The following is a 24,347-nucleotide window of genomic DNA, read 5'->3' on the forward strand; positions in this document are numbered from 1 at the left end:
CATGACGCTATGACGCCGTGACGCCGGGGCCCTGGGACTCCGTGGCGCGATGACTCGGTACTTCTGACTGCTATGCCTGCGGTTTGATCGGAAATCGGTTGCCGGCGTGCAGGCCGCATTCCTTGGAGTCGGAGGACTCCCACCACCAGCGCCCGGCGCGCACGTCCTCGCCGGGGCGGATGGCCCGCGTACAGGGCTCGCAACCGATCGAGGGGTAGCCCTGGTCGTGCAGGGGGTTGTAGGGAATGCCCAGGGCGCGGATGGCGGCCCAGACTTCGGCCTCGCTCCAATCGGCCAGCGGGTTGAACTTGTACAGGCCGAAGGTGGTGTCCTGCTCCTCTTCGGGCAGCTCGCTGCGTGTGGCCGACTGCGCGCGGCGCTGGCCGGTGATCCAGGCCTTGCGTCCCGCCAACGCACGGCGCAGCGGTTCCACCTTGCGGATTTCACAGCAGGCCTTGCGCAGCTCGACGCTTTCATAAAAGGCAAACGCGCCATGCGCCGCGACGTGCGCCTCGACGGCGGCGGCATGCGGGCGATAGATGTCCGGGCCACGGCCGTAGCGCGCTTCGATCACTTCCAGCAGCGCCAGGGTTTCAGCATGCAGGCGGCCGGTGTCCAGAGAGAAGATGCCCAGGGCGATGCCACCGTCCAGGATGGCGTGCGTCAGCAACATGTCCTCGGCCGCCAACGACGAGGCCAACGCCGCGTCAGGATAGCGCCGCGCGATATCGGCCAAGCGCAGGCCCAGCGCCTGCCACTTGGCCGCAAGCGGGGCAGGCAGACGGCCGGACAAATTCGCTGGCTGTGACACGGGAGATACCGCGGATCGGGCGCCACCTTGCGGCAACTGCTCGTCGATCACCGAAATCGGGCTCATACGCTAATTCCTTTATGCGCGCCGCGCGGCGGCTTCGGTCTGCGCGGCGAAGATACGGCCCCGGCGCGGGCGGGCCAGCAATTGCTCGCCGTCGGCCAGGCCCAGCGAGCGGAACTCTTCCTCGGGCAATTGCGCTTCCAGCAAGCCGCCGTCTTCACGCGACAATTCCAGGAAAGCGCTGGGGCCGGCCAGATAGGCGTGGTTCAGCCGCACGGCAATGCCATCGGTGGCGGGCGCATAACGCAGCACCTCCAGCTCGTGCGGCCGCACGTAGGCCACCGCCTGCTGCTCGTCCAGCCCATCGAAAGACGGCGCCGGCAGCGATACGCCGCTGGCGCGCCAGATACCGCCAGCCGCCAGGCCGGCGATCTGGTTGACGTCGCCCAGGAAGCCGTAGACGAAAGGCGTGGCGGGCTGCTGCCACACTTCGCGCGGCGTACCCACCTGTTCGATGCGGCCGGCATTCATCACCACCACGCGGTCGGCCACTTCCAGCGCTTCTTCCTGGTCGTGCGTCACGAACACGCTGGCCACGTGCAGCTCGTCATGCAGGCGCCGCAGCCAACGGCGCAGCTCCTTGCGCACCTTGGCGTCCAACGCGCCGAACGGCTCGTCCAGCAGCAGCACGCGCGGCTCCACCGCCAGCGCGCGCGCCAGGGCGATGCGCTGGCGCTGGCCGCCGGACAGCTGCGCGGGATAGCGATCGCCCAGCCAGTCCAGTTGGACCAGGTTCAGCAGGGCATGGACTTTTTCCTGGATGACGGCCTCCGTCGGGCGTTGCGACCGCGGCCGGATGCGCAGGCCGAACGCAACGTTCTCGAACACCGTCATGTGGCGGAACAGCGCGTAATGCTGGAACACGAAACCGACCTGGCGGTCGCGTACGTGCACGTCCGTGCTGTCCTCGCCGGAGAAATACACACTGCCGCTATCGGGCGTTTCCAGGCCGGCGATGATGCGCAGCAGCGAGGTCTTGCCGCAGCCGGACGGCCCCAGCAAGGCCACCAATTCACCTGAACCGATATGCAGATTGATGTCGCGCAAGGCCTGGAAATTGCCAAAGCGCTTGCTGACTGCCTTGATTTCGATGTCCATGTCTATCCTGTCTGTTCTTTCCACGTCGCGATGGCACCACGGGCCGGGTGTGGTCGAGGCCTCGATTCGATCCTGGTGCCGCGCTTCACGCTGCCGCCCGCACGGGCACCTTGGCCACCGGGGACGGCGTGGCACCCGGCCGCGCATCCGCCGCCGTCAAAGCCAGCTTCCGGGCGTGGCGCTCGTGGCGCCATTCCAGGAAGGACTTCACGCACAGCGTCAGCAGCGCCAGCAAGGCCAGCAATGAAGCCACCGCGAAGCCTGCCTGGATCTGGAATTCGTTATAGAGAATTTCAACTTGCAGGGGGATTGTATTGGTCAGGCCGCGAATATGGCCCGACACCACCGAGACCGCGCCGAATTCACCCATGGCGCGGGCATTGCAAAGGATGACGCCGTAGATCAGTCCCCAACGGATGTTGGGCAGGGTCACGTGCCAGAAAGTCTGCCAGCCGCCGGCGCCCAGCACCACGGCGGCCTCCTCCTGCTCGCTGCCCTGCGCCTGCATCAGCGGGATAAGCTCGCGTGCCACCAGCGGCAGCGTGACGAAGGTCGTCACCAGGACGATGCCCGGCACGGCGAAGATGATCTTCAGGTCGTGATCCATCAGCCACGGGCCGATCCAGCCCTGCGCGCCCAGCACCAGCATATAGGCCAGGCCGGCGACGATGGGCGACACCGAGAACGGCACATCGATCAGGGTGACCAGCACCGACTTGCCGCGGAAATCAAAACGGGCGATGCACCACGCGGCGGCGACACCGAAGACCACGTTCAACGGAACGGCGATGGCGGCGGTCAGCAAGGTCAGGCGGATGGCTGCCCACGAATCGTCATCGGACAAGGCCTTGAAGTACGCGTCCACGCCCTTGCGCAGGGCCTCGGAAAACACCACCGCCAAAGGCAGCACCAGGAAGGTCAGCAGGAAGATCACCGCCACGGCGATCAGCGCGATGCGCACCCAGCGCGTCCCGGCATCCGCATCCTTGCGGCGTGCCGGTTGGATCATTGCGTCGATGGCCGGGCTTGGGGTCGGGTTCAGGGCTTGCTTCATGGCCGGCCTCCGTGCAGGCGGCGCTGCCAGAACTGCAGACCGTTGATCGCCAGCAACAACACGAAAGAAGTCACCAGCAACACGGATGCCACCGCGGCGGCGCCGGCATAGTCGAATTGTTCCAGCTTGACCAGGATCAGCAGTGGCGTGATCTCCGACACCATCGGCATATTGCCGGCAATGAACACCACCGAACCGTACTCGCCCACCGCGCGGGCGAAGGCCATGGCGAAACCGGTCAGCAGCGCCGGCGTGATGGCCGGCAGGATGACCCTGCGGAAAATCTGCCATGGGGTCGCGCCCAGGCTGGAGGCGGCCTCCTCCAGTTCTTTTTCCACATCCTCCAATACCGGCTGCACCGTGCGCACCACGAAAGGCAGGCCGATGAAGGTCAGGGCCACCACGATGCCGGCGGGGGTGTAGGCCAGCTTGATGCCCAATGGGACCAGGTGCTGGCCGATCCAGCCATTGGGGCCCAGCAGCGCGGCCAGCGAGATACCGGCCACGGCGGTGGGCAGCGCGAAGGGCAGGTCCACCAACGCATCCAGGATGCGTTTGCCGGGAAAACGGTAACGCACCAGCACCCAGGCCACCAGCAGGCCGAACACCAGGTTGATCACCGCCGCGATCAGCGACGCGCCAAAGGTGACGCGATAAGCGGCCAGCACGCGCGGCGACGACACCGCCGCGACGAATTGCGGCCAGGTCAGCGCGAAGGACTTGATGAACAGCGCGGACAGCGGCAGCAGTACCAGCAGGCCCAGGTAGAACAGCGTCACGCCCAGGGTCAGGTTGAAGCCGGGCAAAACACGCCGCCCGCGCCTTCCGGAGCGCCCCGAAGGTGAGCCGAGCGGCGCAGCGCCAAGCCCCGGCAGGCCGGAGTGCGCCAGCACGGCGGCCTTATTGCTTGACATAGATCTGGTCAAAAACGCCGCCATCCGCGAAATGGGTCTTGTTGGTCGTGGGCCAGCCGCCGAAGTTCTTGTCGATGGTCACAAGGTCGATCTTGGCGAATTGCTTCGCGTACTTGGCCTTGGCCTGCTCGCCGGTGGGGCGATAGAAATTGCGGCCGATGACGTCCTGCGCGGCATCCGAGTACAGATAGTTCAGATAGGCCTCGGCCACCGCGCGCGTACCCTTGCGGTCGACGTTCTTGTCCACCACGGCCACGGTCGGTTCGCACAGGATGCTGACGCTGGGCGCAACGATTTCAAACTGCCCCGGCCCGAATTCGTTGAAGGCCAGGAAGGCATCGTTTTCCCAGGAGATCAGCACATCGCCCACGCCACGCTGGGCAAAGGTGATGGTCGAACCGCGCGCGCCCGAATCCAGCACCGGCACGTTCTTGAACAGCTTGGCAACGAAGTCCTTGGCGCCGGCGTCGCCGCCGAATTTGCGCCGACCGAATTCCCACGCCGCCAGGTAGTTCCAGCGCGCGCCGGCCGACGTCTTGGGATTCGGGGTGATGACGGACACGCCCGGCTTGACCAGGTCGTCCCAATCCTTGATGTTCTTGGGATTGCCCTTGCGCACCAGCAGGATGATGGTCGACGTATAGGGCGAGGAATTGTGCGGCAGGCGCTGCTGCCAGCCTTCCTTGACCCAGCCGCCGTGCGTGACCAGGGCTTCGACGTCGGGCGCCAGGCCCAGCGTCACCACGTCGGCGGGGGCGCCGTCGATGACGGTGCGCGCCTGCGCGCCCGAGCCGCCGTGGGAATTCTTGATGACGACGTCCTGGCCGGTCTTGGCTTTCCAGTACTTGGCAAACACGGGGTTGTACTGCGCGTACAGCTCGCGGGTCGGGTCGTAGGAAACGTTCAACAGTTCGACGGGCTTGGGCGCATCGGCGGCACGAGCCGTGGCGACGCTGCCCAGGACGCCCAGGCTACCGCTGGCCGCCGCCGCACCGAGGGCCAGGGATTGCTTTAGAAACGTGCGCTTGTTCGAGCTGGTTTTCATCATTTCCCGCAGTCGTAGCGTTATAGGGTTCTCATGCCTCTGAGGCATTAGGCGTATGGCATTGTGCGGGGCGGCGGTTCCATTCCCAACGAATAAGATCTTTGTTCTTTATTGCCGGAGGAAATACCGCCGGGGCAAAAAGAAACGCCGGCATCCTCTCGGATGCCGGCGTTCTTCGTTCAGTGCCGTGCTTGCTTACTTGTTCGGCTGCGGGGTAATACGCAGGTAAGGACGCACTGCCTTGTAGCCCTTGGGAAACTTCTGCTTGATGACTTCCTCGTCCTTCAGCGACGGGACGATGATCACGTCATCGCCGTCCTGCCAGTTCACCGGCGTGGCCACGCTGTGGCTGTCGGTCAACTGCAGCGAATCGATCACGCGCAGGATTTCGTTGAAGTTGCGGCCGGTGCTGGCCGGATAGGTAATGGTCAGCCTTACCTTCTTGTTCGGATCGATGATGAACACGGAACGCACGGTGGCGGTAACGCTGGCGTTCGGGTGGATCATGTCGTACAGCTCGGCAACCTTGCGGTCATCGTCGGCCAGGATGGGGAAGTTGACCGTGGTGTTCTGCGTCTCGTTGATGTCGTCGATCCACTTGCTGTGGGAATCGACCGGATCCACCGACAGCGCCAGCACCTTGACGTTGCGCTTGGCGAACTCACCGGCCAGCTTGGCGGTGAAGCCCAGTTCCGTCGTGCAGACCGGCGTGAAATCCGCCGGGTGAGAGAACAGCACGCCCCAGCTGTCGCCCAGGTATTCGTGGAATTTGATCGTTCCGACAGACGATTTCTGTTCAAAATCGGGGGCGGTATCGCCCAAGCGCAATTGAGTCATGTTGGTCCTCTTCGAGTGAAGGTTAAGCGGAGGCCCCGGCCCTGCCCGCATGGCGGGAATTCTTCATCATTTCACCAAGCCGGTAAACCAAGAAAAAGTACGGGGCTACATAACTTTAAGTAATATTCGCGCGCGCGGCCCAGATATCGACGATCTCCCCCGCGCGCACCGCCGCGCCCAGTGCCCCCGCACGCGGCAGGATGTGCGCGCCGTAGAAAAATGCCGTCGCCTGCTTGGCTTGCAAGAAGGTGGTATCGCCACCCTGCCCGTCCTTCAGCATCTTGCGGCAGGCGAGCACCGCGCGTGCCATCTGCCAGCCGCCATGCAGCACGCCGGTCAGCATCAGGAAGGGCACGCTGCCGGCGAAGACCGCGCGCAGATTGCCGCCTGCCTGCGCCCGCATGAACGCCAAGGCTTCGCCCTGGGCATGCATCGCGCGCCGCAAGTTATCGCGCAGCAGGCCGATGGCGGCGGCATCCGCTTCCTGCCTGGCCTCTTGCGCCGCGGCCGCCTCGGCGTCCAGTTCGGCGGCGGTCAGGCCCATGGCCTCCAGCAGGGTCAGGGCAGTGGCACCGCCATCGCGCAGCAGCTTGCGGCCGATCAGGTCATTGGCCTGGATGGCGGTCGTGCCCTCGTAGATCGGCAGGATGCGGGCGTCGCGGTAATGCTGTGCCGCGCCGGTCTCCTCGATGTAGCCCATGCCGCCGTGCACCTGCACGCCCAGCGACGCCACCTCCACCGCGCATTCGGTGGAGAAGCCCTTGACCACCGGCACCAGGAATTCGTAGAAGGACTGGTTACGCGCGCGGATCTGCGCATCGGGATGGTGGGTGGCCAGGTCACGCGCCGATGCCGCCACGTAGGACACCGCGCGCGTTGCCTCGGTCAGCGCCCGCATCGTCAACAGCATGCGCTGCACGTCGGGATGGTGCGCGATGGTAACCGGGCCGGCCGAGCCTTCGATGGCGCGGCCCTGCACCCGTTCACGCGCGTAAGCCAGTGCCTGCTGGTAGGCGCGTTCCGACACGGCGATGCCCTGCTGGCCCACCGCATAACGGGCGGCGTTCATCATGATGAACATGTACTCCAGCCCGCGGTTTTCCTCGCCCACCAGATAGCCGACCGCGCCGTCGTCGCCCACATCGCCTTTGCCCGAACCGTACAACAGCACGGCCGTCGGACTGGCGTGTATGCCCAGCTTGTGTTCGAGCGACGCGCACCAGACGTCGTTGCGCGGGCCCAGGCTGCCGTCTTCCGCCACCAGGAATTTCGGCACCACGAACAGCGAGATCCCCTTCACCCCGGCCGGTGCATCCGGCGTACGCGCCAACACCAGGTGAATGATGTTTTCCGCCAGGTCGTGCTCGCCGTACGTGATGAAGATCTTCTGGCCGCTCAAGCGATAACTGCCGGGATACGGGCCATCCTGCTGGAGCACCGCGCGGGTGCGTACCAGCGCCAGGTCCGAACCCGCCTGCGGCTCGGTCAGGTTCATCGTACCGGTCCACTTGCCCGAGACCAGGTTGGGAACATAGGTCTGGCGCAAGCGCTCGTCACCGACGGTGAGCAAAGCCTCGATCACGCCGTCGGTCAACAGGGGGCATAAGGAAAATGCCAGGCTGGCCGCGTTGATGTTTTCATTGGCGCAGGCCGCCACCACCTTGGGCAAGCCCTGCCCGCCCCACTGCACCGGATGCTGCAAGCCTTGCCAGCCGCCGGACGCGTAGGACTGGAAGGCCTGCACATGCGCGGGCGACGTGGTCACCGCGCCATCGCGCCAGGTGGGCGGGTGGACGTCGCCAGGCTGGTTCAAGGGCGCCACCACGCCTTCGACGAAGCGCGCGTTCTCGTCCAGGATGGCATCGACCAGATCGGGGGAGATGTCCTCGAAGCCAGGTTGGGCCAGGACGTCGTCCAGGCCAGCCAACGCCTTGAGAACGAAGCGGATGTCCGCGAGCGGTACGGTGTACGTCATGTCGTCTCCGAAACGGCTGCTGCCTGATGGTCAGCCTGATGGCCACTGAGCGGCTGCCTGGCGCCTGGGCCAGGATATGGCCGTTGCGCTCTGATGTTGATTGCCCAGGCGTCAGTCTACGCCACAAAAAAGACCGGTTCGAGATGGGTGCGCTTTTTGCCCAGGGCCGATCCGGTGCAAAAAAAAAACCTCGACCACAAGGCCGAGGCTTTTTTGCCGCTGGCGGCGCGCGGGTCTAGAGTGCGCTGGCCAACTGCGGTACCAATTCGAACAGATCACCCACCAGGCCGTAATCCGCCACGCCGAAGATCGGCGCCTCGGCGTCCTTGTTGATGGCGACGATGACCTTGGAATCCTTCATGCCGGCCAGATGCTGGATGGCGCCCGAGATCCCCACGGCCACATACAGCTGCGGCGCGACGATCTTGCCGGTCTGGCCCACCTGCCAGTCGTTCGGCGCATAGCCCGCGTCGACGGCGGCACGCGATGCGCCCAGGGCGGCGCCCAGCTTGTCGGCCAGCGGATCCAGGATCTTGAAGTTTTCGGCGCTGCCCAGGCCGCGGCCGCCCGACACCACCACGCGCGCGCCGGCCAGTTCCGGACGATCGCTCTTGGCGACTTCGCGGCTGACGAAGGTCGACAGGCCGCTGTCGGCCACGGCCGTCAGGTTTTCCACCGCCGCCGACCCGCCTTGCGCGGCAACCGCGTCAAAGCCGGTGGTACGCACCGTGATGACCTTCACCGCATCGGCCGACTGCACCGTGGCGATGGCGTTGCCCGCATAGATGGGACGCTGGAAGGTGTCGGCCGACTCCACCGCGGTGATGTCGGAGATCTGCGCCACATCCAGCTTGGCGGCCACGCGCGGGGCCACGTTCTTGCCCGACGCGGTGGCCGGGAAGAGGATGTGGCTATAGTCTTTTGCGATGGCCAGCACTTGCGCCGCCAGGTTTTCAGCCAGGCCTTCGGCCAGTTGCGGCGCGTCGGCCAGCAGCACCTTGGACACGCCGGCGGCCTGCGCGGCCTGGTCGGCCACGGCGCGGGCATTGCTACCGGCCACCAGCACGTGCACGTCGCCACCGATCTTGGCGGCGGCGGCGATGGTGTTCAGGGTCGCGCCCTTGAGCTGGGCGTTGTCGTGTTCGGCAATAACCAGAGTCGTCATCTTCAGACCACCTTCGCTTCGTTCTTCAGTTTGTCCACCAGCGTGGCCACGTCGGGCACCTTGATGCCGGCCTTGCGCGCGGGCGGCTCGGAGACCTTCAGGGTCTTCAGGCGCGGCGCGGGGTCCACGCCCAGGTCTTGCGGCGTGACGGTGTCCAGCGGCTTCTTCTTGGCCTTCATGATGTTGGGCAGCGTGACATAACGCGGCTCGTTCAGGCGCAAGTCGGTGGTGACGATGGCCGGCAGCTTCAGTGTCAGCGTTTCCAGGCCGCCGTCCACTTCGCGCGTCACCGTGACCTTGTCGCCGGCGACTTCGACCTTGCTGGCGTAGGTAGCCTGCGGCCAGTCCAGCAGCGCGGCCAGCATCTGGCCGGTCTGGTTGGCGTCGTCATCGATGGCCTGCTTGCCCAGGATGACCAGCTGCGGCTGTTCCTTGTCGACCACGGCCTTGAGCAGCTTGGCCACGGCCAGCGGCTGCAGTTCGGCGTCGGTCTGCACCAGGATGCCGCGATCGGCACCGATGGCCATGGCGGTGCGCAAGGTTTCCTGGCTTTGCTGCACGCCAGCGGAAACGGCGATCACTTCCGTCGCCGTGCCCTTCTCCTTCAGGCGCGTGGCTTCTTCCACCGCGATTTCGTCGAACGGGTTCATCGACATCTTCACGTTGGCGATGTCCACGCCGGTTTGATCCGACTTCACGCGCACTTTGACGTTGTAATCAACGACGCGTTTTACAGGTACCAGGACCTTCATCCAGCAGCCTCCAGAGGGTGATTTGCCTTTATATTGGCGAAACAATTATTCGTAGCGGCGGAGTGTGCGCAGGCAGCAACGAGGCGCCGCGCAGACCGACAAGCTACCCGATTCTACAGCCTGTTGACGCCCGTCGCGCCCAGGCGCCGGGCAGTTGACCATACAGCGGACTACCGGGGCGACGCCCAGGGGAGACTTCACAGGCCGCCTAGTGCGCGGATATGCGCCACTACGCTGCGGCCCAGGGCGGACAGGTCGTAGCCGCCCTCCAGCATGCTGACGATACGGTGGCCGGCATGGCGCGCGGCCACTTCCACCAGGCGCTCGGTGATCCAGGCGTAATCCGCCTCCACCAGGCCCATCTGCCCCAGGTCGTCCTCGCGGTGGGCGTCGAAGCCGGCCGATACCAGGATCAACTCGGGGCGGTGCGCCTCCAGGCGCGGCAGCCAGTGTTCGGCCACCAGTTTGCGCACCAGCGTGCCGTCGCTATAGGCCGGCACCGGCTCGTTCAACATATTCGGTGCCGGATCATGGGTGCCGCAGTTGGGGAAGAACGGGTGCTGGAAAAAGCTGCACATGAGCACCCGTTCGTCGCCCGCCAGGATGTCCTCGGTGCCATTGCCGTGATGCACATCGAAATCGATGATGGCCACCCGTGACAGGCCGTGGTGCGACAGGGCATGCAGCGCCGCGATCGCGATGTTGTTCAGGAAGCAGAACCCCATGGCGCGGTCGCGGCAGGCATGGTGGCCGGGCGGCCGCACGGCGCAGAACGCCGTCTGGGCCTGGCCCGCCATCACCGCGTCCACCGCCTGGATACCCGCGCCGGCGGCGTGCAACGCGGCCTCCAGCGTGTGCGGGTTCATCAGCGTGTCCGGGTCAACCATGTAGTGACCCGAGGTGGGCAGATGGCGGCGCAGGCTTGCCAGGTATTCGGCGGAATGCGCACGCAGAAGGGCTTCGTCCGGGGCCGGCGCAGCCTCCGCTTGCGCCAGATAGGACATGATCCCGCTGGACAGCAGCTGGTCGTTGATGGCGTCCAGCCTCTGCGGGCTCTCGGGATGCCAATCCCCCATTTCATGCAGGCGGCATGAGGGGTGAGTAAGATACAGGGTCTCCATAGGGAAGATTATGTTCACCAGTCGACGATTCCTGCAAATCGCCTTGGCGACGACCGCCTTGGCGGGTTGCGCCAGCACCCCACCGAAAGCCGGCCCGGAAGTGGCCACGGGGGTGCCAAGTAACACATCAGCGGCCGCCGCTGATGGCGAAGTGGCCCGGATCCGTATCGGGCCGCCGCCGGCTCAGGGAGCCTTGGCCAGCATGGATAGCGAGCCTGGCGATGAGCCCTCGGCGGTGCTGTCCCCGACCGGCCAGCTGCGGCCGGAAGTCCAGGCCTATGCGCGGCAGTTGGCCGCCGACCGCAACCTGCGGGTCGATGCCGTGGTCAGCGCGCTGTCCGGCGCCCGCTATAGCGAAACCGTGGCGCGCCTGATCGCGCCGCCGCCCGGCAAGAAGATATCGCGCAGCTGGATCACCTATCGGTCGCGCGTGGTCGAGCCCAAGACCATAGGCTGGGGCGCCACGTTCTGGCAGGAAAACCAGGATACGCTGGACCGCGCGGCGCAGCGCTTTGGCGTGCCAGCGTCGGTGATCGTTGCCATCATCGGGGTGGAAACCCGCTATGGCCGCAATATGGGCAGCTTCCGGGTGCTGGATTCCCTGTCGACGCTGGCCTTCGATTATCCGGACCCCTCCAAGCCCGAGCGGGCGCAGATGTTCCGCGATCAGCTGAGCGATTTCCTGACCCTGGTGATGCAAGGGAAACTGGATCTGCAGACACGCGGGTCCTATGCGGGGGCCATCGGCATGCCGCAATTCATGCCGGGGAGTGTCATGCGCTATGCCATCGATGGCGACGGCACGGGGCATATCGATCTGGCCAACAGTGCCAATGATGCGATTCTGTCGGTCGGCAATTTCCTCATGGAGCATGGCTGGCAGCGGGGATTGCCGGTATTCGCACCGGTGACCCTGCCGGCCGATCCTTCCATCCTGGTCGACGGCGGGTTGAAGCCGCAGCGCGACTGGCCGACCTTGCAGGCCGCCGGGGCGACGGTGCGGCCGGTGACGGCGCAGGCGGGGTATGGCACTACGTGGCAGCAGGGGCCGCTGGGGGTGGTCGACCTGCCGGAGGAATCCGCGGGCACTGCGGAGTACCGGACCGCGACGGTCAATTTCTTCGCCTTGACCCAATACAACCACAGCTATTTCTATGCCACGTCGGTGGCGGACCTGGCCGAAGCCGTGCGGCAGCGAATGAATCTGGTGGCTGGACGATAGATGATTTTTTCAGGAGATTTCCTGGACGTGCCGCCAGATCCGGGTAAGCGCCAAGCGTTTCCAATATGAAAATCCCTGAAGGGATTTTCATATTTTCTGGGGGCAAAACCCCGACGCTTTGAATCGCAAACCGCCCCGCAGGATGCCCATGCTCTGCGCCGGAAACCCCGGCCCTGGGCAAACGCTAAAGAATCCTTCAACCGTTGAACACGCCCGTCGACAAGTACCGGTCGCCACGGTCACAGACGATGAACACGATCGTGGCGTTTTCCACGCGGGCGGATACGTTCATGGCGGCGACCAGGGCGCCGGCCGAGGAGATGCCGCCGAAGATGCCCTCTTCCGCCGCCAACCGGCGCGCCATGTTTTCGGCATCGGCCTGCACGATCGACTCGTAGCCATCGACACGGCTGCGGTCGAAGATGGCCGGTAGATAGGCTTCCGGCCATTTGCGTATCCCCGGAATCTGCGACCCTTCGGCCGGCTGCGCGCCGATCACCTGGATCCCGGCATTCTTCGACTTCAGATAGGTCGACACCCCCATGATGGTCCCGGTGGTGCCCATGGCACTGACGAAGTGCGTGATCCGCCCCCCCGTCTGCGTCCACAATTCCGGCCCGGTGCCTTCGATATGCGCACGCGGATTATCGGGATTGGCGAACTGGTCCAGCACCTTGCCCTTGCCCTCGCTTTGCATTGCCAGCGCCAGGTCGCGGGCGTACTCCATGCCGCCCTTGTCGGCCGGCGTCAGGATCAATTGGGCACCGTAGGCAGCCATCGCGGCGCGGCGTTCCACCGACAGGTTGTCGGGCATGATCAGGATCATGCGGTAGCCACGCATCGCCGCCACCATGGCCAGGGCGATGCCCGTATTGCCGCTGGTGGCTTCGATCAAGGTATCGCCGGGCTGGATCTCGCCACGCGCCTCGGCGTGGCTGATCATGGACAAGGCCGGCCGGTCCTTGACGGAGCCGGCGGGGTTGTTGCCTTCCAGCTTGGCCAGGATGACATTGCCCCGCGCGTCGTTGTCGGCGCCCGGAATGCGTTGCAGACGGACCAGCGGCGTGTTGCCGACGGTCTGCTCGATAGTGGGATAGGTAGCGGAGTTCATGTTGGAAATATACCTTCCCCCGGCAATGCCGCAAGACATGGCCGCACCATCGCCAGGGATACCGCCCCCTCCGGCCGTCCCGGCGATGGCCATTTGCAAGCAAATCCTGCGACGTCTAACCGATCGCGCTGGTCCGGCCCGCCCGCGTCATGACGGGACGGGCTGCGTCGTATCCGGACGGATCGTGGTCGCGGCCGGACGGGCCGCGTTGCGTCTGAAGGGGGGACATCGGTGTCGGCGGCGCCGGACTGAACGCCCGTAAGCGCGCCAGGCATACCCGCGGTAGTGGGACCTGCGCCGGCGCTGCGTGCGCTCAGGGCCGGCTGCTGCCGCGGCGCGATCCTTGCCGTCCCGGACGGGCGGCGGGCCTGGCCGGATCCACGCCGGGCTGAGCGCCGGCGGGCGCGCCGGGCCTGCCCGCGGCGGGGGCGCCAGGTCCCGCGCCTGCCCCGGTCCCCGGGCCGATGCTCAGGCCCGCCTCCTGCAGGGCGCGTGCCTTCTTCGCGCCGATCCCGCGCACGCGGTCGGACAGGTCTTCCATGGACTGGAAATTCCCGCCGCGCTGCCGCTCGTGAATGATGATGGCGGCCGTCTTCGGCCCCACCCCGCGCAAGGACTGCAGCTGCTCCGCGGTCGCGGCATTGACGTCCATCGCCGCCGCCGACGCCGCCGTCAGCGACATGCCCGCCGCCAGCGCCAGCATGCCAAGACGGCGCCCCCAGCGCCGGCCCGCCCCCCGGCCGGCAGCGGCGTCACGCGCCAGGGCGCGATCCAGCGAAGCACCGACTGCCGGGGCACGAACGGACGCGCCAGCAGGCGCGAGGGCAACAGGGTTATGCAGGAAAGGATTCATGACAATCTCCTGGGCAAGCCCCGGACGGCACCGGATACTGCCCGCAAGGTGGAAAAAAATGGCGGCGTACCCATCGAGTACGCCGCCATCCATCTTGCGCCGGCCGGGCGCGCCGCAAGGCCGCCAGTCAGCAAAACATCCATGCGGAAGACTACGCGGCCTTGCCCTTGCCGCCGCGCTCGCGCCAGTAGCGCACATACTCCGCCACGCCCGTCTGCACGTCGCGCATCGGCTGCGTGAAGCCCGCGTCGACCAGGCGCTCCGTATCCGCCTGCGTGAAGCTCTGGTAGCGCCCCTTCAAATCCTCGGGAAACGGGATATAGCGGATCAAGCCCTGCGCCACCAGCGCTTCCAAAGGCTGAGGCGCATGCCCCTGCTCGGCCAGCAGCGTATTCACCACCGCCGCCGCGACATCGTTGAAAGGCTGGGCCCGGCCCGTGCCGCAGTTGAAGATGCCCGACTTGCCCGGGTTGTCCAGGAAGTGCAGATTCACCGCCACCACGTCCTCGACCGAGATGAAGTCCCGGCTCTGCCCGCCATTCTCGTAACCATCCCAGCCTTCGAACAGGCGCACATGCCCTTCGGCCAGGAACTGGTTCATGTTGTGGAAAGCCACCGACGCCATGCGCCCCTTGTGCTGCTCATGCGGGCCATACACGTTGAAATAACGCAAGCCCACCGCCTGCGCCGTCAACGCATGCATACGCGTGCGCAGCACCTGGTCGAACAGCAACTTGGAATAGCCATAGACGTTCAACGGCGCTTCATTGGCCGGATCCTCGACATACGCCGTCGGCGAACCATAGGTCGCCGCGGACGACGCGTACAGAAAAGGCACGCACTGCGTCTGGCAGTACTCGAACAGTTCGCGGGTCACGCGATAGTTGTTGTCCATCATGTAGCGGCCATTGCGCTCGGTGGTGTCCGAGCAGGCGCCCTGATGCAGTATCGCGCGCAATTCCGGCAGGCTGCCGTCCTTCACGCGGCCACGGAATTCATCCTTGTCCAGATAGTCGGCGATCTGGCAATCGACCAGGTTGGCGAACTTGTCGCCTTCGAGCAGGTCGTCCACCGCGATGATGTCGCGGATGCCGCGGCGGTTCAGCCCCCGCACCAGATTGCTGCCGATGAAGCCGGCCGCGCCAGTCACTACGATCATGATAATTCTCCCAATTCCTGCGCACTGACGGTGGACGTGCCCAGCTTGCCCACCACGATGCCGCCAGCGCGGTTGGCCCAGCGCATGGCATCGGGCCAGTCCATGCCCACCGCGCGCGTGACCGCCAGCGTGGCCAGCACGGTATCGCCCGCGCCCGACACATCGAACACCTCATGCGCCTGCGCATCCACATGCTCGCGGCCGCTACCGGTAAACAAGGTCATGCCCTGCTCGGACCGCGTCACCAGCAGCGCTTCCAGTTGCAGTTGGCCGCGCAGTCGCTGGGCGCGCTCGTCCAGGTCCGCCTCCGACTGCCAGCGCCCCACCGCTTGCTGCATTTCCGAACGGTTGGGCGTCACCAAGGTGGCGCCGTGATAAGGGGTGTAGTTATCGCCCTTGGGATCCACCAGCACCGGGACACCGGCGGCGCGCGCGGCGGCGATCAGGCTTTCGACTCGCGTCAACGTACCCTTGGCATAGTCCGACAGCACCACCACGTCATGCCCCGCCAGATGGCTGGCTACCTCGGCATCGATGCCGTCCAGCGCGGCAGCGCCCGGATGTTCCTCGAAATCCACGCGCAGCAGCTGTTGCTGGCGGCCCAGCACGCGCATCTTCAGCGTGGTCGGCAGGCCCGCATCGGCCACCAGCGCAGCCTCGATGCCCGCCTCGCCCGCCAGCCGCTGGATGCACTGGCCCGCCTCGTCGCTGCCGACGATGCCCACCAGGGTCGCCTGCGCGCCCAGCGCCACGATATTGCGCGCCACGTTGGCGGCCCCGCCCAGGCGGTCTTCGCGGCGCGCCACGCGCACCACGGGCACCGGCGCTTCCGGCGAAATACGCTCGACTTCACCGAACCAATAGCGGTCCAGCATCACATCGCCGATCACCAGAATGCGGCAGGCGGCGATGGCGTCCACGGGGAAAGTGCTCATTCCAGTTCTTCCAGCCGGCGCGGCGAATAAGTCTCCCAGGCATTGCAGCCGGGACATTGCCAATAGTAGCGGCGCGCCTGGAATCCGCAATTGCGGCAGGCATAACGGTCCAGGCGCTGGGTGTGCTTGTGGATCAGGCTGCGCAGCAGCGTCAGGTCGGCACCCGGGACCGGGCTGGGGCTGGCGCCGGGGTTGCCATCGGCTTCCGCGCCCGTGGCGGACAGCTCGGCCTCCAGCAGGCGATCCAGGCCCAGCAGCGACGGGTGCAGGCGCAGGGCGCTGCGGGCGAAGGCCCAGGCGGTGTCCGAGCCCTGCTGCGCGCGCAGCTCGCGGAACACGATATTGAAGAGGTCCAGCGAAGGATGCTTGGTGTACTGCTTTTGCAGCAAATCCAGCACCTGCGCCGACTCGCCCGCCGCGCGGTAGCTTTCCAGCAGCGCCTCGGCCACCAGGCCGGCGAATTCCGGCTCATCGGTGAGCACGGATTCCAGATGCATGCGTTCCAGCTCGGTATTGCCTTCCAGCCGCGCCAGGGCCGCCCGCAACATGGCGATGCGCACGCGCGAGGCCTTGCTGGCCACGTGGTTCCTGGAAGACACATTGGCTGCATGATCGGCCGCATCCAGCGCCACCAGCACGGCGTCGGTATTGGGCGGCTTCTGTGCCAGCGCATGCTGCGCCTGCTCGCAGTGGTAATGCACCAGCTGCGGCACCGGCTCGTCGACCAGGCCGCGCAGGGTCTTCACCGCTTCGATGGCGCGTGGCCAGTCGTGTTCGGATTCATAGATGCGGATCAGCGACCGCAAGGCGTCCAGGGCGTAACGGCTATCGCCCAGGGCCTTGAAGCCCGCCTCGGCGCGATCCAGCATGCCCGCCTTCAGGAAATCCTGGGCCAGCTCGTGCTGGGCGTGCTCCCGTTCCGCCGTGGGCAGATCGGCCCGATTCAACAGGCTCTGGTGCACCCGGATGGCCCGCTCCATCTCGCCGCGGCGGCGGAACAGGCTGCCCAGGGCAAAGTGCAGCTCGGTGGTTTCAGGGTCGAGCTTGGCCACCTCGACGAAGGCGTCGATGGCGCGATCCGGCTCTTCATTGAGCAGGAAGTTCAAGCCACGAAAATAGGAGTCAGGCAGGACCCGGGTTTCCGACAGCATCTGCCGGATATCGAACCGCGCCGCCAGCCAGCCCAGGGCAAAAAGGACCGGGACGAAAATCAACCACCAGGGTTCAAAATCCACGTTGCGCGCTCTCGATCAAAGCGGCGACATGGGCGCGATGGTTTCCGGCGCCACCTGGGCCGGCACCTGCTGGCCATTGACAGCCGTCTGGATGCGATCCAGTTCACGGCGCAGGCGTTGCGCTTCACGGCGGCGGCGCATCGACGCGGGCACCGTCAGCAGCAGGCCGAACAGGGCGCCGACGACGAACGTAATCAACATGACCACGATCAGTGGCACGTCCTGCACGACGAAGTCGTTGTAGAAATTGACGGCGACCGGATTGGTGTTCTTCAGTGCGAACATCAGCACCACGACAAACACAATCAATCTCAGGGCCCAGATCAGGTAGCGCATGGCGCATGCTCCAGCAAACAGCGGAACCGATGATTGTAAGCGAAGCGCAAAAGTCGGGGGGCTTGGCGGCCGGCCGCCCCGGTCCGACGCGCTTGCGCCAGGCGCGGCCGCAAGTCACGGACCGGGGCGCAACACCGCAAAGGCACGGCAAACACACCGTAAAGAAAAAAAAAGACCTCGGTCGAAACCGAGGTCTTCTTCTTTGAGACGACAAGACGGGGGAGGACCACCCGTTTGGCTACGCCACCTGCTTAATGCATGGCGTGCAGGTCCAGGGCCGACGGTACTGAATCGGACGAGCCTTCCAGGGAAGACTTGCCGTCCGACGCCGCGGGGTCGGCCACCAGATCGACGCGCTCGCGCAATTCCTTGCCCGCCTTGAAGTGAGGCACCTGTTTGCCAGGCACCAGCACTTGTTCGCCGGACTTCGGATTACGGCCCACACGCGGCGACCGCTGCGACAACGAGAAACTGCCGAAACCGCGAATCTCGATGCGCTGGCCCGAGGCTAAAGCCTGGGCCATCGCATCCAGCATGGTCTTGACAGCGTAGACGATGTCACGCCCGGCCAACTGCGGATATCGAGCCGCCAAGGCGGTGATCAGCTCCGACTTGGTCACGTGGCATTAACCGTCGTTGCGCTGTTGGTCCAGCTTGGCCTTCAGCAGAGCACCCAGGTTGGTGGTGCCCGACGAAGCGCTGGCATCCGACATGCGCTGCAGGGTATCGGCGGTTTCAGCGTTGTCACGAGCCTTGATCGACAACTGGATCGAACGCGTCTTGCGGTCGATGTTGATGATCATGGCGTCGATGTTGTCGCCGGCGTTCATCACGGTCGTCGCATCTTCCACACGGCCAGCGGACATTTCCGAAGCACGCAGGTAGCCTTCGACGTCCACCGACAGGGTCACCACAGCGCCCTTGGCTTCGACCGACTTGACGGTACCCGGAACCACGGCGCCCTTGTCGTAGGTGGCAACGAAGTTGTTGAAGGGGTCGCCTTCCAGCTGCTTGATGCCCAGCGAGATGCGTTCCTTGTCGGTATCGATGCCCAGAACCACGGCTTCGATCTCGTCGCCCTTCTTGAAGTTGCGCACGGCTTCTTCGCCGGTTTCCGTCCACGACAGGTCGGACAGGTGAACCAGGCCATCGATGCCGCCGGGCAGGCCGACGAACACGCCGAAGTCGGTGATCGACTTGATCGCGCCCGAAACCTTGTCACCGCGCTTGAAGTTCGTGGCGAACTCTTCCCACGGATTCTGGCGGCACTGCTTCATGCCCAGGGAGATACGGCGACGGTCTTCGTCGATTTCCAGGACCATGACTTCGACTTCTTCGCCCAGGGTGACAACCTTGCGCGGATCGACGTTCTTGTTGGTCCAGTCCATTTCCGAAACGTGCACCAGGCCTTCGATGCCGGCTTCCACTTCGACGAACGCGCCGTAGTCGGTCAGGTTGGTAACCTTGCCGAACAGGCGGGTGCCTTGCGGGTAACGACGGGCCAGGCCCACCCACGGATCTTCGCCCAGCTGCTTGACGCCCAGCGAGACGCGGCTCTTTTCCTGGTCGAACTTGAGGACCTTGGCTTCGACTTCCTGACCCACTTGCAGGACTTCGGAGGGGTGACGCACACGGCGCCAGGCCATGTCGGTGATGTGCAGCAGACCATCGATGCCGCCCAGGTCGACGAACGCGCCGTAGTCGGTGATGTTCTTGACCACGCCCTTGACCACGGCACCTTCGTGCAGGGTTTCGAGCAGCTTTTGACGCTCTTCGCCCATGCTGGCTTCCAGCACTTGACGACGCGACAACACAACGTTGTTGCGCTTGCGATCGAGCTTGATGACCTTGAATTCCAGGGTCTTGCCTTCGTACGGCGTGGTGTCCTTGACGGGACGCAGGTCGACCAGCGAGCCGGGCAGGAACGCGCGGATGCCGTTGGTCATGACCGTCAGGCCGCCCTTCACCTTGCCGGTGATGGTGCCGGTAACCAGTTCGCCGTTTTCGAGGGCTTGTTCCAGTTGCAGCCAGGCCGACAGGCGCTTGGCGCGGTCACGCGACAGGATGGTGTCGCCGTAGCCGTTTTCGAGCGAGTCGATGGCCACCGAGACGTAGTCGCCCGGTTGCACTTCGAGTTCGCCCTGGTCGTTCAGGAACTCTTCCAGGGGGATCAGCGCTTCGGACTTCAGGCCGGCGTTGACGACGACGAAATTGTGGTCGATGCGAACGACTTCCGCGCTGATGACCTCACCGGACTTCATGTCCTGGTTCTGGAGGCTTTGAGCGAACAGGTCGGCAAAGCTTTCGCCGCCGGAGGTGTTGGGAAGAGAAGACATTAAGGTTAGGTCCATAGGCCCGGGATTGGGCCAGGTTGAGAACACGCCACCCCGCAAAATCCGAGACAGCGGAGTTGAACAATTCCATCCTTGGCGGCCGGCCATTGCCGGTGGTACGCCGCGGACGGTACGGGTACTACGATGTACAGCAAATCAGTAAAGCAGCCCGGCGGAAATCACGGCAACGATCAGGACCGTGCCGGAGCCTTGGCCCGCCAGAGGTCCAGAATGGCCTGCACGGTTTCCTGCGCGGTCATCCTGGACGAATCCAGTGTGTGGGCATCGGCCGCCGCGGCCAAAGGCGCCACGGCTCGCTGGGTATCGCGCGCGTCACGCTCTCGCATATCACGCAACAGGTCTTGCAATTTAGCAGAAATACCCTTTTCCATCAACTGCTTACGCCGCCTTTCCGCGCGGGCGTTGACGTCGGCCACCAGGAACACCTTGAGGCCGGCATCGGGGAACACAACTGTCCCCATATCGCGGCCGTCGGCCACCAGGCCGGGCGGCCGCCGAAAGGCGCGCTGGCGCTCGAGCAGCGCTTGGCGCACCGAACCGAAGGCGGCCACCTGGGAAGCGAAGTTGCCGACCTTCTCCTGGCGGATGTCGTTGCCGGCCTCGTGGCCTTCCAGGTAGATGTGGCCGCCGTCGAAGCGCACGTCCAGCGCTTCGGCCACCGCCGCCACGCCCTGCTCATCCGTGGCCTCGATGCCGCGCCGCAGGCTGGCCAGCGCGGTCAGGCGGTACAGGGCGCCGCTGTCCAGCACCGCCCAGCCCAGCCGGCGCGCCACGCCGTGGGCCACGGTGCCCTTGCCCGACGCGGTCGGACCGTCGATGGTGATCACAGGCGCAAGGATGTCGCTCATGGTTGCCCCCCGGATTGCTCCGCGCTGTCCACGCCGCTGACCAGAGCCGCATAGACGTCGAAATAGGTCGGGAAGGTCTTGCTGACGCAGCCCGGATCCAGGATGCGCACGGCGGCCGGCCCGAATGCGGCCAAGGACATGCTCATGGCCATGCGGTGATCATCCCACGTGCCGATGTGCGCGTCACGCCAGGCTTCCCGGGTCGGCGGCGTCACGCGCAGCCAATCCGGACCGGACTCGACCGTGGCGCCCAGCTTTTCCAGTTCGGTCTGCATGGCGTGGATGCGGTCGGTCTCCTTGACGCGCCAACTGCCGATATTGCGCAGCCGGCATGGGCCGTCGGCGAACAGGGCCAGGGCCGCGGCCGTCATGGCCGCGTCGGGAATCAGGTTGAAATCGGCATCGAAAGCGCGCAGCTTGCCGCCGCTGGCCGCATGCACGCCGCTGGCCTCGATCCAGTCCGCGCCCGCCTCGATGCGCACGCCCATGCTTTCCAGCGTATCGGCAAAGGCGATATCGCCCTGGATGCTGTCACGGCCGACGCCGGTGACCCGTACCGGGCCGCCGCCGACGGCGCCCAGCGCCAGGAAGTACGAAGCCGACGACGCGTCGCCCTCGACCGCGATGCGGCCGGGACTGATGTAGCGCGCCTGGGCCGGCACCGTGAAGCGGCTCCAGCCCGTGCGTTCGACCTGCACGCCGTAGCGTGCCATCAGGTTGAGCGTGATCTCGATATAGGGCTTGGAGATCAGGTCGCCGACGATGTCGATGACCAGGGGCTGGCCGGTGGTGGCGGTGAAGATGGGCGCCGCCAGCAGCAAGGCGGTCAGGAACTGGCTGGACACGGTGCCCGGCATGCGCGCGGCCTGCCCGGCGCGCAACGTGGCCGCGCCGATGCGCAGCGGCGGATAGCCGTCCTGCCCGGTGTATTCGATCTCGGCGCCCAGCTCGCGCAACGCCCCCACCAGGTCGCCGATGGGACGCTCGTGCATGCGCGGCACGCCGGACATGCGGTAGTCGCCGCCCATCAAGGCCAGTGCCGCGGTCAAGGGCCGCATGGCGGTGCCCGCATTGCCCAGGAACAGGTCGGCCGCCGCCACCGGGAAACGCCCGGCGCCCTGCACCGTGACACGGCCTTCGCCGTGTTCCTGCACGCCCACGCCCAGCGCGCGCAGCGCCGCCAGCATGACCCGCGTATCGTCGGAATCCAGCAGGCCCGTGATTTCCGTGGCGCCCTGCGCCAGCGCGGCCAGCAGCAGCACGCGGTTCGAAATACTCTTGGAGCCAGGCATGGCCACCACGCCGCGTGCGTCTTCGGCGTGCGGCAGATCCAGATAAGACAGACTGCTCATTTCGTATTCCCCAAGCGCCAACCGCGCCGGCAGATCGCGGCCTCTTCCAGCAGCGCCTCCAGGGCGGCGCCGTCGCGCTGCTCCAGGGCCTGCTCGGCGCTGTCCAGCACGGCACGCAGCGCGGCCAGCTCGGTCAGCATTGCCTCGCGGTTGGAAAGAAAGATATCGCGCCACATTTCCGTCGATCCCGCGGCGATGCGCGTGAAATCGCGGAAGCCCGAACCGGCCAGCGCCAGCCGTTCGGCGGCGTCGGCGCTGCGCGCCACCTGCGCCACATAGACCGAGGCCAGGAAATGCGGCATATGGCTGACCGAACCCAGCACCCGATCATGCGCCTGCACGTCCATTTCGCGCACGTGGGCGCCGCAGGCTTCCCACGAGGCACGCACCAGGGCGACGTCGGCGGGAGCATTTTCCGGCAAGGGGGTCAGGATGACATTGCGGCCGGCATACAAGCCGCCGTCCGCCGCCTCCGGGCCCACGCGTTCGCCGCCGGCGATGGGATGGCCCGGCACGAAGCAGGCGATGCGATCCCCCAGCGCGGCGCGCGCGGCCTGCACGACTTCGGCCTTGGTGCTGCCGGCATCCGTGATGACCACGCCGGGCTTCAAGTGCGGCCGCATTTCCGCCAGCACCCTGGCCATGGCGCCCACAGGCGCGGCCAGCATGATGACGTCGGCCTGCGCGGCCGCCTCGGCGGCCGTGGCGGTGTCATCGATCAGGCCCAGTTCATAGGCCCGCGTCAGCGATTGCGCGTTACGGCCCACGCCCAGCACGCGGCCGACATGGCCGGCACGGCGCAGGGCCGCCGCATAGGAACCGCCGATCAGGCCCACGCCGACGACAGCCAATAGCGGAATCGCCGGTCGCACGTCGCCCGAGGGCTCGACCACCCGGATCACCCCCGGCGCGGCCCCGGCAACGTTGTTGAAGGATTCGCCAACGGGCGGCCGGGCGGCTTGGCTCATGATTTCAGGATCTGCTTGAGCGCCGCGACGAACGTTTCGTTTTCTTCCGGCAAGCCGATGCTCACGCGCAGGAATTCCGGCAGGCCGTCGCCGGCCACCGGACGCACGATGACGCCGCGCTTGAGCAGTTCCAGGTTGATGCGCGGGGCGTCGCCCACGTGCACCAGCACGAAATTGCCGAAGCTGGGCACATACTTCAGGCCGAGCGCGTCGAAGGCCTTGTACAGCTGGGCCTTGCCTTCCTTGTTGACCTGGTAGGAACGTTGCTGGAAGTCGGTGTCGGCCAGCGCCGCGATCGCGGCGGCCTGCGCCAGCGAGTTCACGTTGAAGGGTTGGCGCACGCGGTTCAGGATGTCAGTCAGGCCAGGCTGCGCAGCGGCAAAGCCCACGCGCAGGCCGGCCAGGCCATAGGCCTTGGAGAAGGTGCGCGACACCACCAGGTTGGGGAAACGCTTCACCCACGCGGTGCTGTCGAAGCGCAGCTCCGGCTCCAGGTATTCGTTATAGGCCTCGTCCAGCACCACCACCACGCGATTGCCATGGCGCGCATGGACCTGCTCCAGGAAGGCCTCGACGCGCGCGGCCGGCTGGAACGTGCCGGTGGGATTGTTGGGGTTGGCGATGAAGACGACGCGCGTGTCCGGCTCGATGGCCGCCAGCATGGCGTCCAGGTCGTGGCCATAGTCGACCGCCGGCACCACGATGTGGCGCGCCCCGCGTGCCTGCGTCGCCAGGCGGTAGACCGCGAAGGAGTGCTGTGCATAGACCGCCGACGTACCCGCGTCCAGCAAGGCCAGCGCCACCAGTTCCAGGATGTCGTTGGAGCCATTGCCCAGCGTGATCCATTCCAGCGGCAGGTTGTAGCGTTTGGACAGGGCGGACTTCAGGTCGAAGCCGTTGGGATCGGGATAACGGCCCAGGCCGTTGACGATCGCCAGCATGGCCTGGCGGGCCGATTCAGGAATGCCCAACGGGTTCTCGTTGGACGCCAGCTTGACGATGCGCGCCGGGTCCAGCCCGAATTCGCGCGCCAGCTCCTCGATGGGCTTGCCCGCCTGATAGGGAGCGATGGCGGTGACATGCGCGGGAGCGTCGTAGGTTTTGTTATCGGTCGTCATGGACTTGCTGCGGATGAGGAA

23 protein-coding genes are annotated in these 24,347 nt (G+C 65.8%); 1 reads left to right on the top strand and 22 read right to left on the bottom strand.

Annotated elements, in window-relative coordinates:
- Nucleotides 1-70 precede the first annotated feature (70 nt).
- From CEY05_RS31860 to CEY05_RS26815, 10 genes are all read right to left on the bottom strand, one after another.
- Complete coding sequence (locus CEY05_RS31860; protein ID WP_233161721.1) at nt 71-877, bottom strand: phosphoadenylyl-sulfate reductase; 807 nt, start codon at nt 875-877, stop codon at nt 71-73.
- Between the two features lie 12 nt (nt 878-889).
- Nucleotides 890-1,972 (bottom strand): sulfate/molybdate ABC transporter ATP-binding protein, encoded by a 1,083-nt coding sequence (locus CEY05_RS26775; protein ID WP_088600316.1) that lies wholly within the window; start codon nt 1,970-1,972, stop codon nt 890-892.
- Between the two features lie 85 nt (nt 1,973-2,057).
- Nucleotides 2,058-2,981 carry a sulfate ABC transporter permease subunit CysW gene (gene cysW / locus CEY05_RS26780; protein WP_088600464.1) on the bottom strand — a complete coding sequence of 308 codons (924 nt, stop codon included), beginning with the start codon at nt 2,979-2,981 and terminating at the stop codon, nt 2,058-2,060.
- 41 nt (nt 2,982-3,022) lie between these two features.
- Nucleotides 3,023-3,940, bottom strand: a complete 918-nt coding sequence (cysT, locus tag CEY05_RS26785) for a sulfate ABC transporter permease subunit CysT (protein WP_088600317.1) — start codon at nt 3,938-3,940, stop codon at nt 3,023-3,025.
- On the bottom strand, nt 3,927-4,988 hold the full coding sequence (locus CEY05_RS26790) for a sulfate ABC transporter substrate-binding protein (protein WP_088600318.1): 1,062 nt from the start codon (nt 4,986-4,988) through the stop codon (nt 3,927-3,929). The genes cysT and CEY05_RS26790 overlap by 14 nt, the downstream gene beginning before the upstream one ends.
- A gap of 192 nt (nt 4,989-5,180) precedes the next feature.
- Nucleotides 5,181-5,822, bottom strand: coding sequence for a peroxiredoxin (locus CEY05_RS26795; RefSeq protein ID WP_088600319.1), 642 nt, complete (start codon nt 5,820-5,822; stop codon nt 5,181-5,183).
- Between the two features lie 115 nt (nt 5,823-5,937).
- Nucleotides 5,938-7,797 carry an acyl-CoA dehydrogenase gene (locus CEY05_RS26800; protein ID WP_088600320.1) on the bottom strand — a complete coding sequence of 620 codons (1,860 nt, stop codon included), beginning with the start codon at nt 7,795-7,797 and terminating at the stop codon, nt 5,938-5,940.
- A 235-nt stretch (nt 7,798-8,032) separates the two neighbouring features.
- The gene (locus CEY05_RS26805; protein WP_088600321.1) at nt 8,033-8,962 is read right to left on the bottom strand and encodes an electron transfer flavoprotein subunit alpha/FixB family protein; all 930 of its coding nucleotides are present in this window, start codon (nt 8,960-8,962) and stop codon (nt 8,033-8,035) included.
- A gap of 2 nt (nt 8,963-8,964) precedes the next feature.
- Complete coding sequence (locus CEY05_RS26810; protein WP_088600322.1) at nt 8,965-9,714, bottom strand: electron transfer flavoprotein subunit beta/FixA family protein; 750 nt, start codon at nt 9,712-9,714, stop codon at nt 8,965-8,967.
- 197 nt (nt 9,715-9,911) lie between these two features.
- The gene (locus tag CEY05_RS26815) at nt 9,912-10,835 is read right to left on the bottom strand and encodes a histone deacetylase family protein (protein ID WP_198952920.1); all 924 of its coding nucleotides are present in this window, start codon (nt 10,833-10,835) and stop codon (nt 9,912-9,914) included.
- Nucleotides 10,836-10,845: 10 nt separating this feature from the next.
- Between CEY05_RS26815 and mltB the strand changes: the two genes are divergently transcribed.
- Nucleotides 10,846-12,057, top strand: a complete 1,212-nt coding sequence (gene mltB, locus CEY05_RS26820; protein ID WP_088600323.1) for a lytic murein transglycosylase B — start codon at nt 10,846-10,848, stop codon at nt 12,055-12,057.
- A 196-nt stretch (nt 12,058-12,253) separates the two neighbouring features.
- On the opposite strand, the gene cysM is transcribed toward mltB, so the two are convergent.
- The 12 genes from cysM to hisC form a co-directional block, all read right to left on the bottom strand.
- On the bottom strand, nt 12,254-13,168 hold the full coding sequence (gene cysM, locus CEY05_RS26825; protein ID WP_088600324.1) for a cysteine synthase CysM: 915 nt from the start codon (nt 13,166-13,168) through the stop codon (nt 12,254-12,256).
- 313 nt (nt 13,169-13,481) lie between these two features.
- Nucleotides 13,482-14,021, bottom strand: a complete 540-nt coding sequence (locus CEY05_RS26830) for a DUF655 domain-containing protein (RefSeq protein WP_233161722.1) — start codon at nt 14,019-14,021, stop codon at nt 13,482-13,484.
- A gap of 151 nt (nt 14,022-14,172) precedes the next feature.
- Complete coding sequence (gene rfaD / locus CEY05_RS26835) at nt 14,173-15,180, bottom strand: ADP-glyceromanno-heptose 6-epimerase (RefSeq protein ID WP_088600325.1); 1,008 nt, start codon at nt 15,178-15,180, stop codon at nt 14,173-14,175.
- Nucleotides 15,177-16,115, bottom strand: a complete 939-nt coding sequence (rfaE1, locus tag CEY05_RS26840; RefSeq protein ID WP_088600326.1) for a D-glycero-beta-D-manno-heptose-7-phosphate kinase — start codon at nt 16,113-16,115, stop codon at nt 15,177-15,179. The genes rfaD and rfaE1 overlap by 4 nt, the downstream gene beginning before the upstream one ends.
- Nucleotides 16,112-17,350 carry a lipopolysaccharide assembly protein LapB gene (gene lapB, locus CEY05_RS26845; RefSeq protein ID WP_088600327.1) on the bottom strand — a complete coding sequence of 413 codons (1,239 nt, stop codon included), beginning with the start codon at nt 17,348-17,350 and terminating at the stop codon, nt 16,112-16,114. The genes rfaE1 and lapB overlap by 4 nt, the downstream gene beginning before the upstream one ends.
- Nucleotides 17,351-17,365: 15 nt before the next feature.
- Nucleotides 17,366-17,686, bottom strand: coding sequence for a lipopolysaccharide assembly LapA domain-containing protein (locus CEY05_RS26850; RefSeq protein ID WP_088600328.1), 321 nt, complete (start codon nt 17,684-17,686; stop codon nt 17,366-17,368).
- 251 nt (nt 17,687-17,937) lie between these two features.
- Nucleotides 17,938-18,306 (bottom strand): integration host factor subunit beta, encoded by a 369-nt coding sequence (locus CEY05_RS26855; protein ID WP_088600329.1) that lies wholly within the window; start codon nt 18,304-18,306, stop codon nt 17,938-17,940.
- Nucleotides 18,307-18,312: 6 nt separating this feature from the next.
- Complete coding sequence (gene rpsA, locus CEY05_RS26860) at nt 18,313-20,037, bottom strand: 30S ribosomal protein S1 (RefSeq protein WP_088600330.1); 1,725 nt, start codon at nt 20,035-20,037, stop codon at nt 18,313-18,315.
- A gap of 173 nt (nt 20,038-20,210) precedes the next feature.
- Nucleotides 20,211-20,888 (bottom strand): (d)CMP kinase, encoded by a 678-nt coding sequence (gene cmk, locus CEY05_RS26865; protein ID WP_088600331.1) that lies wholly within the window; start codon nt 20,886-20,888, stop codon nt 20,211-20,213.
- Nucleotides 20,885-22,240, bottom strand: coding sequence for a 3-phosphoshikimate 1-carboxyvinyltransferase (gene aroA, locus CEY05_RS26870; protein WP_088600332.1), 1,356 nt, complete (start codon nt 22,238-22,240; stop codon nt 20,885-20,887). The genes cmk and aroA overlap by 4 nt, the downstream gene beginning before the upstream one ends.
- Complete coding sequence (locus CEY05_RS26875; protein WP_088600333.1) at nt 22,237-23,208, bottom strand: prephenate dehydrogenase/arogenate dehydrogenase family protein; 972 nt, start codon at nt 23,206-23,208, stop codon at nt 22,237-22,239. The genes aroA and CEY05_RS26875 overlap by 4 nt, the downstream gene beginning before the upstream one ends.
- Nucleotides 23,205-24,326: a histidinol-phosphate transaminase gene (gene hisC / locus CEY05_RS26880; protein WP_088600334.1), complete on the bottom strand. Its 1,122-nt coding sequence runs from the start codon at nt 24,324-24,326 to the stop codon at nt 23,205-23,207. The genes CEY05_RS26875 and hisC overlap by 4 nt, the downstream gene beginning before the upstream one ends.
- Between the last annotated feature and the right edge of the window lie 21 nt (nt 24,327-24,347).

The organism is Achromobacter sp. HZ34, assembly GCF_002209485.1.
Lineage (GTDB): Bacteria > Pseudomonadota > Gammaproteobacteria > Burkholderiales > Burkholderiaceae_B > Bordetella_C.